A 14,861-nucleotide genomic window follows, 5' to 3' on the forward strand; every position below is an offset into this window, starting at 1 on the left:
GTATCTGTGGGACGCGTTCTTTTTAAGGGCGCCGGATGCAAAGGATTGGCATCCTAGAATCTTCCCACCACAATCAATAATCAAAAGCGAGTGGAAAGACCTTAATGGCACGTATGCAAGAAAGCGCTGACCTGCTCAAGTGCTCCTTTTGTGGCAAGAGCCAGAAACAGGTGAAAAAGCTCATCGCCGGCGGCGGTGTCTACATCTGTGATGAGTGCATCGAGCTGTGTAATGAGATCATCGAAGAAGAACTCGGCGCAGCCGCCGCGGCTGACAATGCCGAGAAGGAAGTAAAGCTTCCGCGCCCTTCGGAGATTTCCTCCTTCCTTGATAAGTACGTCATCGGCCAGGACCAGGCCAAGCGCGTGCTTTCGGTGGCGGTTTATAACCACTACAAGCGCATCAAGGCAGAAGAAGCAGCGGGCCTGGAAAGCCGCCGCAAGAAAGTCGAGGATGAGGACGTCGAGATCGCTAAGTCCAACATCCTGCTGCTCGGTCCTACCGGTTCCGGCAAGACCTACCTTGCGCAGACGCTGGCTCGCATGCTGGATGTTCCTTTTGCTATCGCCGACGCCACCAGCCTTACCGAGGCCGGCTATGTGGGCGAGGACGTAGAAAACATCCTGCTCAAGCTCCTGCAGGCCGCAGACTTTGACGTAGAGCGCGCGCAGCGCGGCATCATCTACGTCGATGAGGTGGACAAGATTTCCCGCAAGTCTGAAAACCCATCCATTACTCGTGACGTTTCCGGTGAGGGTGTGCAGCAAGCCCTGCTGAAGATCTTGGAGGGCACCGTAGCCGCCATCCCGCCGCAGGGTGGCCGTAAGCACCCCAACCAAGAGTTCATCCAGCTCGATACCTCGAACATCCTGTTCATCGTTGCTGGCGCCTTTGCTGGTCTCGATAAAGTCATCGCAGAGCGCGTGGGCAAGAAGGGCGTGGGCTTTGGCGCGAAGCTCGAGACTGCCAGCGAGCGCGAAAAGCTCGACCTCTTCTCTGAGGTACGCCCTGAGGATCTCGTAAAGTTCGGACTTATCCCGGAGTTCATCGGCCGCTTGCCGGTTGTGGCCACCGTGGACAACCTCGATCGTGAGTCCTTGGTCAAGGTCTTGGTGGAGCCGAAGAACTCGCTCATCAAGCAATATCAGCGCCTCTTCGAGATGGATGGCGCGGAACTGGTCTTCGCAGACGAGGCCTTGGGCTCCATTGCCGAGCTCGCGCTTGAGCGCAAGACCGGCGCTCGTGGCTTGCGCGCCATCATGGAGGAGCTGCTCGTTCCCATCATGTATGACCTGCCAGACCGCGAGGACATCACGGCCGTGCACATTACCGAGGCCTGCGTTAAGGGCGAGGGCGAGCCGGAGTTTGTCTACTCTGACGCCGAAAAGGAATCTGCCTAGCTAGCGCGTTTCCCTCTAGCCCACATGTAAAAAGAGCCGCCTTCTAAAAGGCGGCTCTTTTAGGCTTTATTCGTAAATATCCGATGCGGCCTGCTCTTCGTCGCTGGAGTAGATATCCTGCGGGCTAGCGTCGTTGTCTTCGTCGGCGGCGCTGGTGGTGAGGTAGGAGCTGTGCCCGGAATCCGGGATGTTGGTGGTAAGGAATGCCAGGACTGCGTCGACAGTCATGCGGTGCATGCCGTCGGTGTTTTCGGGGCTGCGCATGTCGATGTCCAACAAATTCTGCATCATCGAGCGATTGGTCACGCGGTACATCGTGAGGGAGGCAATGAGGGTGAAGATATCGTTGGCCGAAATGCCCGGGCGGAAGGCGCCGGAGTCCTGGCCCAGCATCAGAAGTTTGTCCAAGTGAAGGAAAACTTCGGAGACGTCGATTAGCGCGTGGCCGCCATCAAGCGCGCCGGTGGAGGATTCCATCGTCATCATGCGGATGGCCTCTGGGTGCTCAACGTGCTGCTTGAAAAGCCAGTCTACGAGCGTGCGTACGCCTTCCACTGGGACTGCAGAGTCCAGCTCAAGGCTGCCTGCCGGTGGGTTGAGGAGGCGTGCCGCAACCGTGAGGGCCTGCTGGTACAGGCCCTTTTTGTCACCAAAGTGGTAATGGATCATGCGCTTGGACATGCCGGCGAGGCGGGAAATGTTGTCCAACTTGGTGTCAGCGAATCCCAACTCGGAGAACTGCTCGATGGCGACGTCGATTACTTTGTCGACGGAGCCCGTAAGCTCGGCGGTGCCGACGGAATCGGGCGAAGCCGAATCAGTGGCGTCCATGGTCATTGTTTCCGTCCTTGTAAGTCCTGTGCGAGATGAATCTGTTCCTTTAAGACTCTTTCTTTCTCTTTCCTATAGTGCCCAAAAACCAACTTTTCCGAGTTTCAAGTGAAAATAAAGTCATGAACTGCGGGACATTTGGGGGTAATTTTCGCAATTTTGTGATCTCGATTGACTCCAAAAGAGGGGAGTAACCTGCTGCATAAGTTCTGCGCGCAAGGCTAAGGTGGGCTTTAAGAACATGTTTGTTTCACCACATCCCGCAGGAGGATTGCACATGACTGAGTCAGCATTGAAGCCCGTCAAAGTAACCGTTACTGGGGCAGCCGGCAACATCGCTTATTCGCTGCTGTGGCGCATCGCTGCTGGCGACGTCTACGGAAAAGACACCCCGGTTGAACTTGCGCTGCTGGAAATCCCTGACGCTGTAGGCGCTGCAGAAGGCGTTGCCATGGAGTTGGCTGACTCCGCTTTGCCGCTGCTGCGCGGCATCACCGTCACCGATGACCCAGTAGTGGCCTTCAAGGACACCAAGGCCGCCTTCCTCGTGGGCGCGCGCCCACGCTCCAAGGGCATGGAGCGTGCGGACCTCCTTGAGGCCAATGGCACCATCTTCACTGTCCAGGGCAAGGCCATCAACGATCACGCCGCGCGCGACGTCCGCGTGCTCGTCGTCGGCAACCCAGCCAACACCAATGCCTACATCGCCGCCCAGAGCGCACCAGACCTGGACGCCAGCCAGTTCAACGCACTCATGCGCCTAGACCACAACCGCACGCTCAGCCAGCTTTCGCTCAAGACCGGCACGCCAACCGCAGAGTTCACCAAGGTGGCCGTCTGGGGCAACCACTCCGCCACCCAGTTCCCAGACCTTAGCTACTCCAATGCGGAGGTAGATGAGAAGTGGTACACCGAGGAGATGATTCCGAAGGTGGCCAAGCGCGGCGCGGAAATCATCGAGGTCCGCGGTCATTCCTCCGCTGCTTCTGCGGCCTCTGCTGCAGTCGATCACATGCACGACTGGATCCACGGCACCGAGGATTGGCGCACCGCCGCGGTGGTTTCCGATGGCTCCTATGGCGTGGACGAGGGCCTTATCTTTGGTTTCCCCACCGTGGCCAAGAACGGCACCTGGGAAATCGTGCAGGGCCTAGAGCTTGGTGAGTTCCAGAACGAACGCATCCAGGCCAACGTGGAGGAGCTGCGCGCTGAGCGCGAAGCCGTCCAGCACCTGCTTTAATCGAGCAGCAGGTTATCGATAAGCCGCACCGGACCCACGAATGCGGCAACCAACGCTAGGGCAGGGCGCGCTGCAGCAGCCACCGGCTCTAGCGTTTTCGGATCCACCACCGTCAGGTAGTCCAGCTTCACGCCCTCGCTGGCATCCAGCGCCGCGGCGGCCTGCGTTACGTCGGCGAAGGCGCCGTCGCGAAGCGCAAACAGCGTGCGCGATAGCGCCAGTGCCTGGTCACGCTCCTTCGTGCTGAGCCTTTGATTGCGGCTCGATTCCGCCAGACCATCTGCCGCGCGGACGATGGGTGCCGCCACAATCTCCACCGGCAGGTCGAGATCTGCCACCATGCGCCGAATCACCGCCACCTGCTGGGCATCCTTTTGCCCGAAGTAGGCGCGGGTGGGCTGCACGATAGTAAAGAGCTTGGTCACCACCGTGGCCACACCATCGAAGTGGCCTGGGCGGGAAGCCCCCTCGAGCACCTCACCCATGCGCCCAGTGCGCACCCACACTAACGGGGTACCAGACGGATACATCTGTTCCACGCGCGGCGCGAAAACCGCATCCACGCCAATTAATTCCAAGAACTTCGCGTCACCTTCCAGATCCCGCGGGTAGTTCCGGTAGTCATCGCACTCGCCCAAATCACTAAACTGCAGCGGATTTACAAACACCGAGACCACGACCACGTCGTTGTCTTGGCGTGCGCGCTTAACCAGCGCGCCGTGCCCGGCATGCAGAGCACCCATGGTCGGCACCAATCCCACGCTCCGCCCGGCAGCGGCCTGCTCCGCGCGGAAAGTACGCAGCTGCGAAATAGTTTCAAAAACCTGCATTACTCAAACCTTAAAGACTAGTCGCTGAAGGATTCCGCCTCATTCGGGAACGCGCGCGAGTGAACGTCGGCGGCGTAGGAACGCGCGGCTTCGGCAAGCATGCCGCGCAGATCCGCATACCGGCGCACAAAGCGCGGCGTCTTGCCCGCGCCCATGCCAAAAGCGTCGGTCCAGACCAGAATCTGCCCATCGCAGGCATTGCCCGCGCCGATGCCGATGGTGGGGAAGGAGACCTCCTTGGTCAGCGAGTGCGCAGGCGCGCTGGGGAAGTTCCAGGATGTGAAGACATGACAGACAATGTATCCAGCCACCGGCGCCCGCGGTGCCGATTTCGCCCAATGGGGTGAAAAGCCAGTTGACCGACAGGGTAGACTTGTCCGGGTGACTGAGCAGAACAACGCTGTAGATAAAGAGCAACTAGTAGGCGCTAACCGTGCTGACGCGCTTCCGAAGTCCTGGGAGCCGCAGACGGTAGAAAAGGACCTCTACGAGTCCTGGGTGGAAGCCGGCTACTTCACCCCGGATGCCGCCAGCGAGGCAGAGCCTTATTCCATCGTGCTGCCGCCACCCAACGTGACCGGCCAGCTGCACATGGGCCACGCCCTAGACCACACCCTCATCGACTCCATCATTCGCCGCAAGCGCATGCAGGGTTATGCCACCCTGTGGCTGCCGGGCGCCGACCACGCGGGCATCGCCACCCAGACCAAGGTCGAGGCCAAGCTGAAGGAGACCGAGGGCAAAAAGCGCTGGGATTATGAGCGCGAGGAGTTCATCTCCAAGGTCTGGGAGTGGAAGGAAGAATATGGCGGCACCATCCAGAACCAGATGCGTGCCATTGGTGACTCCGTGGACTGGTCCCGCGAGCGCTTCACCCTGGACGAGGGCCTGTCCCGCGCGGTCCAGACCATCTTTAAGCAGCTTTTCGACGCCGGCATGATCTACCAGGCCCACCGCCTGGTCAACTGGTCCCCGGTTCTGGAGACCGCGGTCTCTGACATCGAGGTTGTTTACAAGGACGTCGAGGGCGAGCTCGTGTCCATCCGCTACGGCTCGCTAAACGACGACGAGCCACACCTCATCGTGGCCACCACCCGCGTGGAGACCATGCTTGGCGACGTCGCGATTGCCGTCCACCCCGACGACGAGCGCTACAAGGACCTGGTGGGGCAGGAGTTTGCCCACCCCTTCCGCTCCGACCTGAAGCTCAAGGTCATCGCTGATGATTACGTGGACATGGAATTCGGCACCGGCGCCGTGAAGATCACCCCGGCCCACGACCCGAACGACTACCAGATGGGCCTGCGCCACAACCTGGACATGCCGACCATCATGGACTCCACCGGTCACATCGCGAACACCGGCACCAAGTTCGATGGCCTGACTCGCGAGGAAGCACGCGTGGAGATCCGAGAGGCGCTGCGCGAACAGGGTCGCATCGTCAAGGAAATCCGCCCTTATGTCCACTCCGTGGGCCACTCGGAGCGCTCCGGCGAGCCGGTCGAGCCGCGCCTTTCCCTGCAGTGGTTCGTGGCGGTAGAAAAGCTGGCCAAGTACTCCGGCGACGCCGTGCGCGAGGGCGATACCAAGATTCACCCGACCTCCCTCGAGCCGCGTTACTTCGAGTGGGTCGATGACATGCACGACTGGTGCATCTCCCGTCAGCTGTGGTGGGGCCACCGCATCCCGATCTGGTACGGCCCGGAGACCACCGACGCCGAGGGCAACACCACCCGCGATATCGTCTGCGTCGGCCCTGACGAGGAGCCGCCGGCAGGCTACGAGCAGGATCCAGACGTTCTGGATACCTGGTTCTCCTCCGCGCTGTGGCCATTTTCCACGCTGGGCTGGCCGGAAAAGACTCCGGACCTAGAGAAGTTCTACCCAACCAACGTGCTGGTCACTGCCTACGACATCCTGTTCTTCTGGGTTGCCCGCATGATGATGTTCGGCACCTTCGCTGGCGTCCAGACCCCAGAGCTGCTTAACGCCGGTTCTTCCGCGGAGCGCGATGGCCGCCCGCAGATTCCTTTCCACGATATTTACCTGCACGGCTTGGTTCGCGATGAGCAGGGCCGCAAGATGTCGAAGTCCCTGGGTAACGGCATCGACCCGATGGACTGGGTCCGCGACTACGGCGCGGATGCCCTGCGCTTTACCCTGGCGCGTGGCGCCAACCCGGGCGTCGACCTGCCGCTGGGCTCCGACGCTGCTGCGGCTTCCCGTAACTTCGCCACCAAGCTTTTCAACGCCACCAAGTTCGCCTTGATGAACGGCGCTGGCGTGGCGGAGCTGCCGGCACGCGAGGAGCTAACCGACGCCGACCGTTGGATCCTGGACCGCGCCGAAGAGGTTCGCGTCAAGTTCGACGCTTACCTGGATGACTACCAGTTCTCCAAGGCTAACGAGCTGCTCTACCACTACATCTGGGATGAGCTGTGTGACTGGTACCTGGAGATTGCCAAGTCCCAGATTCCGCGCGACTTCGATTCGGCAGAAACGTCAGACGCGGAGCGGCTGACCGGCCGCAACACTCAGATCGTCCTGGGCCGCGTCCTCGACGTCGTCCTGCGCCTTTTGCACCCAACCATGCCTTTTGTCACCGAGGTCCTGTGGAAGGCACTAACGGGCGGCGAGTCAATCGTGATTGCCCCGTGGCCAACCGCGGCCGATACCAACGGCGGCGTGGCCACCGACGAGGTTGCCGCACGCCGCATCGCGGACGCCGACAAGCTCATCACTGAGCTGCGCCGCTTCCGCTCTGACCAGGGCGTTAAGCCTTCGCAGAAGGTTCCCGGCCGCCTGGACTTCGCCTCCGTTGACCTTGCAGGTCAGGAGAACCTGGTGCGCAACCTGGCTAATACCACCGTGCCGGAAGAGGGCTTTACCGCCTCTGCTTCCATCGAGGTACGCCTTTCCCAGGGCACCGTCGAGGTCGCCCTCGATACCTCCGGCGCAGTCGACGTCGAGGCCGAGCGCAAGCGCCTGGAAAAGGATCTGGCCAAGGCCAACAAGGAGCTCGAGCAGACCGGCAAGAAGCTGGCTAATGAGTCCTTCCTAGCTAAAGCTCCGGGCGAGGTCGTGGAGAAGATCCGCACCCGCCAGCAGGTGGCACAGGAAGAAGTCGACCGCATCACGGCACGCTTGGAGGCACTTAAGTAGTGAGCAAGCGAGAAGATCGCGAGGAATACGAACTCGTCGACGCTCTGCAGGAGGGCACTGAGGGCGGACCCGTGGAGATCACGGAGTCCGGCCTGCAGCTCAACCTCGGCATGGGCGCGGAAGACGAGTACGAGGAAGCCGCTCCCATCGAGGTCAGCCCGGAGGAACTGGAAGCGCTCGCGCTTGTCGACGCCGAGCTCAACGCCCGCGCGCCCGAAACCCAGATCGCTCCGAGCCTGGAACGCATCCAGGCGTTGATGGATTTGTTGGGTAACCCGGAGAAGTCCTTCCAGGTCATCCACGTCGCGGGCACGAATGGCAAGTCTTCGACTTCCCGCATGATCGACTCCTTGCTGCGCGCCTTCCACCGACGCGTCGGATTGGTGACGAGCCCGCACCTGCAGCTGGTCACCGAGCGCATCGGCATCGACGGCCGCCCGATTCACCCGCGTGACTTCGTGCGCATTTGGGGCGAAATCAAGCCTTATGTCGAGATGGTCGACGCGCGCTCGGACATTCCGATGTCCAAGTTCGAGGTGCTGGTGGCTATCGCTTATGCGGCCTTCGCCGATGCGCCAGTCGACGTCGCCGTGGTCGAGGTCGGCCTCGGCGGCACCTGGGATGCCACCAACGTGGTCAACGCCGAGGTCTCCGTCATCATGCCGGTGGGCCTCGACCACACCGATTACCTGGGCGATACCCTCGCCGAGATCGCGGGCGAGAAGGCCGGCATCATCAAGGCGCGCGAGCACGACGATGATGACGTCCTCGCCCCGCACGAGAACATCGCCATTATCGCGGAGCAAGAGCCGGAGGCGATGTCCGTCATCCTGCAGCGCACCGTCGAGGTCGGCGCGGGCGTGGCGCGCTCCGGCAGCGAGTTCGCGGTGCTGGAGTCCCGCATCGCGGTCGGTGGCCAGCAGCTCAACATCCAGGGCCTGGGCGGTCTTTACGAGGACGTCTTCCTGCCGCTGCACGGCGAGCACCAGGCTAAGAACGCCGGCGTGGCGCTGGCTGCGGTCGAGGCCTTCTTCGGGGCGTCGGCAGGCAAGCCGCTCGATGCGGCCACCGTGCGCAACGGCTTTGCGCAGGTCATCTCTCCCGGCCGCCTGGAACGCGTGCGCACCAGCCCCACGACCTTCGTCGATGCCTGCCATAACCCGCACGGCGCGAGGGCCCTAGGCGCGGCCCTTGACCGCGACTTCGACTTCGCGCGCCTCGTCGGCGTCATCAGCATCTTCGAAGACAAAGATGCCCTTGGCATCTTGGAGGCCCTCGAGCCTTATCTCACTGAGGTCGTCATCACGCAAAACTCTTCTCCGCGCGCCCGCGACGCCTACGAGCTGGCAGAGCTCGCCCGCGACATCTTCGGCGAAGAGCGCGTGTATGTGGCCCCGGATCTACCCGGCGCTTATGCCCAAGCCGTCGAGCTGGCTGAGGATGCGGAAGTTCAGTCCGGCTCGGGTATCGTCATCACGGGTTCCGTCGTCACTGCCGGCGACGCCCGCGCGATGTTTGGAAAGGATCCCGCATGAGTCAGTCCCGCCGCACCAACCGCAACGAGGTGCCGGAATCTGAAATCAGTCCGCTCGGTCTCGGCAAGGCACCGGTCAAAGACCCGCTCAAGCAGTTTGGCGGGATGGTGGTGGCCAGCTCTCTGACCATGGAGCTGCTCACCCTCGTACTGGCTCTGCCACTGTTGTACAAGCTTTACGACGGAACGCTGTGGACCCCGTTTAACTACTCCGTAGTGATTGGCCTGGCTGTGCTGCTTCTCGTTAGCTTCGCGTTCATGAACAAGCCGTGGATTGTCAACGCCATGATTGCGCTGCACGTGCTCGCTATCATCTTGGGCTTTATGATCCACTGGTCCATCGCGGCCATCTTCATCATCTTTGGCCTGCTGTGGCTTATGGCTTCTTACATGCGCGGCATCATCGTCGAGCGCATGAAGCGCGGATACCTCACCACCCAGCACCTAAACGCCTCGCAGCCGCGCCAATAGCCACGTAGACTTTGCAGGCATGCGCTATCTCTACTTTTTCCTCGCGGCGCTGGGCTGCATTGCGGCCTTGCTGCTGCGCGCAATGACCGGGCAGCCTTGGATGCCGCTGGTTGCGCTGCTTGCTGCCGCCGCGTTCCTGGCGCTCGGCCTGTGGCAATCGGCGCGCCCCGCAACTCCCGTTAGTGAGACAGATCTTTCAGAAGAGCAGCGAGCCGAACTTAACCGACTGCTGGAAAACGGCCAGTTCGGCACCGCCGTAAAACAGGTGCAGCTGTGGTTTAAGGGGACCGATTACAACCACGCAGAGAAGATCGTGCGCGGGCTGAACCAAACATCTCACCCCTAGCGCGAGACGCGGCGGAATAGCTTTAGTACTATGGCAGCCATGACTGAACGTACACTCATTCTCATCAAGCCAGACGGCGTTAAGAACGGCCACGTCGGTGAAATCATCACCCGCATTGAGCGCAAGGGCCTGAAGCTGGTTGCTATGGATCTGCGCGTTGCAGACGAGGCTACCGCTAAGAAGCACTACGCAGAGCACGAGGACAAGCCATTCTTCGGTGACCTCGTTGAGTTCATCACCTCCGCACCGCTGGTTGCTGGCGTTGTTGAGGGCGAGCGCGCTATCGAGGCATGGCGCCAGCTGGCCGGCGGCACCGACCCAGTTTCCAAGGCCACCCCGGGCACCATCCGCGGCGACTTCGCCCTGACCGTCGGCGAGAACATTGTTCACGGCTCTGACTCCCCAGAGTCCGCTGAGCGCGAGATCTCCATCTGGTTCCCGAACCTGTAAAAGCATCTAGCTTTTTTAGCCCGCATTCGCCTGGCGAGTGCGGGCTTTCTTCGTGTTTGACGCCCCTTCTCCTTCGCTGGCGCCGTATCTGCACCGCTTTGGCGCCGTATCTGCACCGCGCCTGCGCAATTTGCCAAATATGCCGCCAAAACCACCCCGTTTCAGCGCACTATTTGGCAAAATGTGCGGCCCAAGCCCCAGCAGCCCTCAGCTAACGCCTCCGCGCCTCATGCATGCTCCGCACACCCAACTCGGTCAGCGTGACATCCCAGGTGCGAGTGTTATCGGAATGGCGCACACCGCGCAGCTTCACCACGCCGGTCTTTTCCAGCTCCAGCACGCGTTTTTCGAGGCCTTCCTCCTGCCCGGTGATGTAACCCAACTGCTTGACGCTCACGATATTGCCTTCCACAGCACCGGCTGCCACCAGCGCGGAGACAATATCGGCGTAGTCGGTTACAGCCTGCAAGGTCGTCTCGGTGATTCCCTCGATCGAAGAATGCTCCAGCGTCTTGCGGATGCGCCGCCGCCCCGTACGGTACGGGCCCGTAAACGCGGCCCAACCGCCAAGCGTGAACGCCGGCACCATGTAGATAGCCTTGCAGACAGTCAGCACGATGGGCGAGATAGTGGCATCTGGGACGAGGCCGAAGTCATCGGCCAGCCACAGAATTGGCGCACCCACCACCGGCAGGAAGGGACCGATATAGGCCAAGGAAGAGTAGTCGCCCGACTTATGCTCCTCGCGCACGGCCTGAATCATCTTAGGCTTTTTGCGCAGAATGTTGATGCCCGCCAGCACACTAAGCACGATGCAAATGCCCACCAACACGTACTGGCCTGAATAGTGCCCCAGATCTGGATTGGATAAAGCAAACGCGAGGGAAAGCGGAATCGAGCCGATAAAAATATCGCGCATCGAAATCTCGTTACGGGCCCGAGCCTGTGCCACCGTGCGCGGTGCGTGCTCAGGAATTGCGAGTTCTTTTTTCTCCTCAGGCGCTTCCATGTCCGACATCTTGCCACAGGTGGCTTATATCTCGTGGGGCTTGGTTTGGCTAAAGCACAGCTTGCCGACGTCCTGTGCCACAATGGGAAGCAGAAAATTTCATACCGCACCATACATTCCGGCCCCCTCGTGTGGCTGCAGAAAGCCTGTGTCAGTCAAAAGGTGCTGATTATGTTGCCTGCGCCCGGGGATTGTGCCGCTGATTTTGTCAGGAGAAGGTCACCAGATGGCGACTAAGAAGACTACGAAGACTGCAAAGAATACGAAAACTGAAAACTCATATGCTGCTGCAGCAGCTTTCGCCGCAAAGATTGACCGCGAAGCTTTTGCAGAAAAGACCCGCCTGTATACGGTGGCAAAGCAGCTGGGGCTTAGCTCCAAAGAGCTCGTTGCTGAATACGCCGAGCTGGGCCTGAAAAAGGCCGCGCAATCTTCCCTCACGCGGGAAGAAGTAGGCCAAGTCCTCGATGCCATCATCGCCAAGGCAGGCGATGGCGAGGCCCAAGAAAACAAGCAAGAAAACAAGAAGGCTAAAAAGAAGAAGGCTGCCGCCGAGCCTGCTGAGGTCAAAGACGAGCAGGACGATGCCAAGCTGCGCGACCGCGTGCGCAAGAACGTCGCCAACGAGATTTCCCAGATTGAGGAAAAGATCGAGGCCGAGCTCGCCGAAACCGCTGAGGCCGTGGAAGACACCGCGCAGCCTGAAGAAGCTGAGCATGCGGACACGGGCACCGTCGACGTCGAGAAGCTGCATGAGGCGCTAGTTGAAGCCGGCGATGAATTCGACGAAGACGAGTATGCGCCCGTCGTTACGCCGATGCCGCAGGACGAGCCAGAGGTCTACGACTTCGCTCCTATCTTCATGGCGCCGAAGCTGGAAAAGCCGCAGCCGCGTGAGACGGAGGAGACCTCCGAGGAAGCTCGCAGCGGTGGTCGCCGACGCGGTAGCCGTGGTACGTCCCGTGGCCGTGGGGCACAGGAGCATGAGCACGAGACCGAGACCATCGAGGAGCCCAAAGCAATCAAGGGTTCCACTCGCATCGAAGCGCAGCGCCGTCGTCGTGCCGAGCTGCGTGAGAAGGGCCGAGAGCGTCAGCACATCGTCTCCCAGGCGGAATTCCTGGCGCGTCGGGAATCCGTCGAGCGCACCATGGTCGTGCGCGACAAGGAGCGCGCCGATGGCGCCGGCATCATCACGCAGGTTGGCGTCCTCGAAGACGATCTCCTTGTAGAGCACTTCGTCACCACTGAGGCCCAGGCCTCGCTCATCGGCAATATCTACTTGGGCCGTGTGCAAAACGTCCTGCCTTCGATGGAGGCTGCCTTCATCGACATCGGACAGGGCCGCAACGGCGTGCTTTATGCTGGTGAAGTGGATTGGCGTTCTGCTGGCCTGGGCGGCCGCGGACGCAAGATCGAAAATGCGCTCAAGTCCGGTGACCAGGTCCTGGTCCAGGTGGCTAAGGACCCAATCGGTCACAAGGGCGCGCGTCTGACCACCCAGATTTCCTTGGCCGGCCGTTACCTGGTCTATGTCCCAGGTGGCCGCAGTGCGGGTATTTCCCGCAAGCTGCCTGTTCCGGAGCGCAAGCGCTTGAAATCCATTTTGGAGCGCGTTGTGCCTGGCGACGGCGGCGCAATCATCCGCACCGCAGCCGAGAACGTCTCCGAAGAGGCCATTTCCACCGACGTCAATCGCCTCCATGACCTGTGGGAGGACATCACTCGCCGCGCTGAGCACGAGAAGTCCACCAAGGGTGCCAAGCCGGTGACCATGTATGAAGAGCCAGATCTTCTGGTTAAGGTCGTCCGAGACCTTTTCAACGAGGACTTCACCAAGCTCATCGTTGACGGCAAGCGTTCCTTCAACACCGTCAGCGCCTATGTAGAGTCCATGGCGCCCGATCTCGCTGACCGCGTGGAGAAGTACGACGCACGCAGCAACGGCGGGGAAGACGCCTTTGCTACCTACCGCATCGATGAGCAGCTGCATAAGGCGCTCAGCCGTAAGGTATGGCTGCCTTCCGGCGGCACCTTGGTCATTGACCGCACTGAGGCCATGACCGTGATTGACGTCAACACCGGCAAGTTCACCGGTTCCGGCGGCAACCTGGAGGAGACGGTCACCCGTAACAATCTTGAGGCTGCCGAGGAAATCGTGCGCCAGATGCGTCTGCGTGATTTGGGCGGCATGATTGTCGTGGACTTCATCGACATGGTTCTGCCGGAGAACCAGGAGCTGGTTCTGCGCCGCCTCAAGGAGGCCTTGGGTCGTGACCGCACGCGCCACCAGGTTTCTGAGGTCACGTCGTTGGGTCTGGTACAGATGACCCGTAAGCGCCTGGGCACCGGCTTGGTGGAGACTTTCTCCACCGAGTGCGAGACCTGCCATGGCCGCGGCATCATCATCCACGAGTACCCAGTGGAAGAAGAGCAGGATACTCACGGCAGTCACGAGCACAAGGGACGCCGCCAGCGTCGCGAACGCCGTCACCCCGAACATGATCCGCAGCAGCATCCGGCTGCCGTTGCCATGCACCGCCACGAGGATGAGCAGGACCAAGAGCAACAGGGGGAAAAGAAGACCTCCATCGAGGAACTCGTAGCTGGCATCGTCGTGGGCGAGGAGGAGCAGGACGAGCAGAAGGGCAATAAGAAGCGCCGTAACCGTCGTAGTCGCCGCGTCCAGCGTGAGGAAAGGAAGCCTCAGGACGCTGGTACTTCTGCAGAAGACATCGCAAGCATCGGTTATGCTGCTGCGGAAAACGCCGCAGAGCTTGACGACGTCGCAGAGTTCAGCTCGTACGTTGCCGACGAAGAAGAGCAGCCACGCCATGATAAACGCAAGAGCGGACGCGGCCGTCGTCGTAGCGTGCGTTCGAATGCTCCGAAGCAGCAGGAAAGCGATAAGCAGCAGACCTACGAGGAAGCCGTTGCAGAGTTCGAGGCTTCGCCGCGTCGTAAGCGCCGCACCCGTGGCAACTCGCGTTCCGACCACCGCCCGCAGCCGCAGGACTTCCTGGCTCCGGCTGAAAAGGAAGCGCCCGCCGAGGAAAAGGTGGAGCGCAAGCCGAAGGCTGCGCTAAAGCGAGTGCGTGGTCGTCGCCGCGTTGTTCGCCAGAGTGCTGCCAAACCAAAGGATGCCCCCGTGGTAGAGCCCGAGGCAGAAGAAGCAGGAGAGCCTGCAGCTACCGAAACCAAGGTCATTCGCCGTGGCCGCAAGCGGGCCGTCCGCAAGGCGGTGGCTCGTAAGTCCGCGCAGCCAGCAGCAGAAAACACTCAGGAAAATCCGGCTAAGCAGAGCGAAAATCGCCAGGCTGAGCGGGAAAAGGGGCGTGCTTCTGGCAAGGGCGGCAGTGGGCGCGGACGGCGTCGCGTAGCACGGCGCAGCGCAAAGTAGGCCTTCGCCACGCGGGAGAGAAAATACGCAGTTTGTATTTTCTGCCCGTGACGGGGTAGTCTTTGACAGTCGCTGTTTAGACCATGAATGCGCTGCATCGGCCGAGTCGTTGTTTTGCGCGGGCGCCACGCATAGCGCCAGGGATAAACGCAATAAGTAATTGTCCATTCAGAAGTGGCTCACCCTGC

At 60.8% G+C, this 14,861-nt stretch carries 11 protein-coding genes and 1 pseudogene; 8 read left to right on the forward strand and 4 right to left on the reverse strand.

Going from position 1 to position 14,861, the window contains the following annotated elements; all coding sequences use genetic code 11:
* The first annotated feature begins 104 nt into the window (after positions 1-104).
* Positions 105-1,400, forward strand: coding sequence for an ATP-dependent Clp protease ATP-binding subunit ClpX (clpX, locus tag HMPREF2692_RS00360; RefSeq protein ID WP_061924143.1), 1,296 nt, complete (start codon positions 105-107; stop codon positions 1,398-1,400).
* 66 nt (positions 1,401-1,466) lie between these two features.
* On the opposite strand, the gene HMPREF2692_RS00365 is transcribed toward clpX, so the two are convergent.
* Positions 1,467-2,237 carry a TetR/AcrR family transcriptional regulator gene (locus HMPREF2692_RS00365; RefSeq protein ID WP_061924139.1) on the reverse strand — a complete coding sequence of 257 codons (771 nt, stop codon included), beginning with the start codon at positions 2,235-2,237 and terminating at the stop codon, positions 1,467-1,469.
* A gap of 271 nt (positions 2,238-2,508) precedes the next feature.
* Between HMPREF2692_RS00365 and HMPREF2692_RS00370 the strand changes: the two genes are divergently transcribed.
* On the forward strand, positions 2,509-3,471 hold the full coding sequence (locus HMPREF2692_RS00370; RefSeq protein WP_070432999.1) for a malate dehydrogenase: 963 nt from the start codon (positions 2,509-2,511) through the stop codon (positions 3,469-3,471).
* Here HMPREF2692_RS00370 and panC read toward each other — a convergent pair.
* Both panC and HMPREF2692_RS00380 read right to left on the reverse strand, forming a co-directional pair.
* Positions 3,468-4,301: a pantoate--beta-alanine ligase gene (panC, locus tag HMPREF2692_RS00375; protein ID WP_061924134.1), complete on the reverse strand. Its 834-nt coding sequence runs from the start codon at positions 4,299-4,301 to the stop codon at positions 3,468-3,470. The genes HMPREF2692_RS00370 and panC overlap by 4 nt on opposite strands.
* A 17-nt stretch (positions 4,302-4,318) precedes the next feature.
* A pseudogene (locus HMPREF2692_RS00380) lies at positions 4,319-4,567 on the reverse strand (3-methyl-2-oxobutanoate hydroxymethyltransferase); the annotation flags it as partial.
* Positions 4,568-4,598: 31 nt separating this feature from the next.
* Here HMPREF2692_RS00380 and HMPREF2692_RS00385 point away from each other — a divergent pair.
* The 5 genes from HMPREF2692_RS00385 to ndk are packed head-to-tail and all read left to right on the forward strand — an operon-like array spanning position 4,599 to position 10,264.
* The gene (locus tag HMPREF2692_RS00385) at positions 4,599-7,463 is read left to right on the forward strand and encodes a valine--tRNA ligase (protein ID WP_210385650.1); all 2,865 of its coding nucleotides are present in this window, start codon (positions 4,599-4,601) and stop codon (positions 7,461-7,463) included.
* Positions 7,463-8,998 carry a bifunctional tetrahydrofolate synthase/dihydrofolate synthase gene (locus HMPREF2692_RS00390; RefSeq protein ID WP_070433002.1) on the forward strand — a complete coding sequence of 512 codons (1,536 nt, stop codon included), beginning with the start codon at positions 7,463-7,465 and terminating at the stop codon, positions 8,996-8,998. The genes HMPREF2692_RS00385 and HMPREF2692_RS00390 overlap by 1 nt, the downstream gene beginning before the upstream one ends.
* On the forward strand, positions 8,995-9,468 hold the full coding sequence (locus tag HMPREF2692_RS00395) for a DUF4233 domain-containing protein (RefSeq protein WP_062037819.1): 474 nt from the start codon (positions 8,995-8,997) through the stop codon (positions 9,466-9,468). Before HMPREF2692_RS00390 ends, HMPREF2692_RS00395 begins: the two co-directional genes overlap by 4 nt.
* A 19-nt stretch (positions 9,469-9,487) precedes the next feature.
* Positions 9,488-9,814, forward strand: coding sequence for a hypothetical protein (locus HMPREF2692_RS00400; protein ID WP_062043556.1), 327 nt, complete (start codon positions 9,488-9,490; stop codon positions 9,812-9,814).
* Between the two features lie 39 nt (positions 9,815-9,853).
* Positions 9,854-10,264, forward strand: coding sequence for a nucleoside-diphosphate kinase (ndk, locus tag HMPREF2692_RS00405; protein ID WP_070455949.1), 411 nt, complete (start codon positions 9,854-9,856; stop codon positions 10,262-10,264).
* Between the two features lie 211 nt (positions 10,265-10,475).
* Here ndk and HMPREF2692_RS00410 read toward each other — a convergent pair whose 3' ends face one another.
* Complete coding sequence (locus HMPREF2692_RS00410) at positions 10,476-11,273, reverse strand: hypothetical protein (RefSeq protein ID WP_083323785.1); 798 nt, start codon at positions 11,271-11,273, stop codon at positions 10,476-10,478.
* Between the two features lie 226 nt (positions 11,274-11,499).
* On the opposite strand from HMPREF2692_RS00410, the gene HMPREF2692_RS00415 reads away from it, so the two are divergent.
* Positions 11,500-14,673, forward strand: a complete 3,174-nt coding sequence (locus tag HMPREF2692_RS00415) for a translation initiation factor IF-2 N-terminal domain-containing protein (protein ID WP_070433005.1) — start codon at positions 11,500-11,502, stop codon at positions 14,671-14,673.
* Positions 14,674-14,861: the final 188 nt, after the last annotated feature.

The sequence above is a fragment of the Corynebacterium sp. HMSC036D03 genome (assembly GCF_001836185.1).
GTDB lineage: Bacteria > Actinomycetota > Actinomycetes > Mycobacteriales > Mycobacteriaceae > Corynebacterium > Corynebacterium simulans.

Excerpts from the sequence above, each read along its gene's own strand:
- clpX (WP_061924143.1), top strand. The coding sequence starts at position 105 with ATGGCACGTATGCAAGAAAGCGCTGACCTGCTCAAGTGCTCCTTTTGT.
- HMPREF2692_RS00365 (WP_061924139.1), bottom strand. The coding sequence starts at position 2,237 with ATGACCATGGACGCCACTGATTCGGCTTCGCCCGATTCCGTCGGCACC.
- HMPREF2692_RS00370 (WP_070432999.1), top strand. The coding sequence starts at position 2,509 with ATGACTGAGTCAGCATTGAAGCCCGTCAAAGTAACCGTTACTGGGGCA.
- panC (WP_061924134.1), bottom strand. The coding sequence starts at position 4,301 with ATGCAGGTTTTTGAAACTATTTCGCAGCTGCGTACTTTCCGCGCGGAG.
- HMPREF2692_RS00385 (WP_210385650.1), top strand. The coding sequence starts at position 4,599 with ATGTATCCAGCCACCGGCGCCCGCGGTGCCGATTTCGCCCAATGGGGT.
- HMPREF2692_RS00395 (WP_062037819.1), top strand. The coding sequence starts at position 8,995 with ATGAGTCAGTCCCGCCGCACCAACCGCAACGAGGTGCCGGAATCTGAA.
- HMPREF2692_RS00400 (WP_062043556.1), top strand. The coding sequence starts at position 9,488 with ATGCGCTATCTCTACTTTTTCCTCGCGGCGCTGGGCTGCATTGCGGCC.
- ndk (WP_070455949.1), top strand. The coding sequence starts at position 9,854 with ATGACTGAACGTACACTCATTCTCATCAAGCCAGACGGCGTTAAGAAC.
- HMPREF2692_RS00410 (WP_083323785.1), bottom strand. The coding sequence starts at position 11,273 with ATGGAAGCGCCTGAGGAGAAAAAAGAACTCGCAATTCCTGAGCACGCA.
- HMPREF2692_RS00415 (WP_070433005.1), top strand. The coding sequence starts at position 11,500 with ATGGCGACTAAGAAGACTACGAAGACTGCAAAGAATACGAAAACTGAA.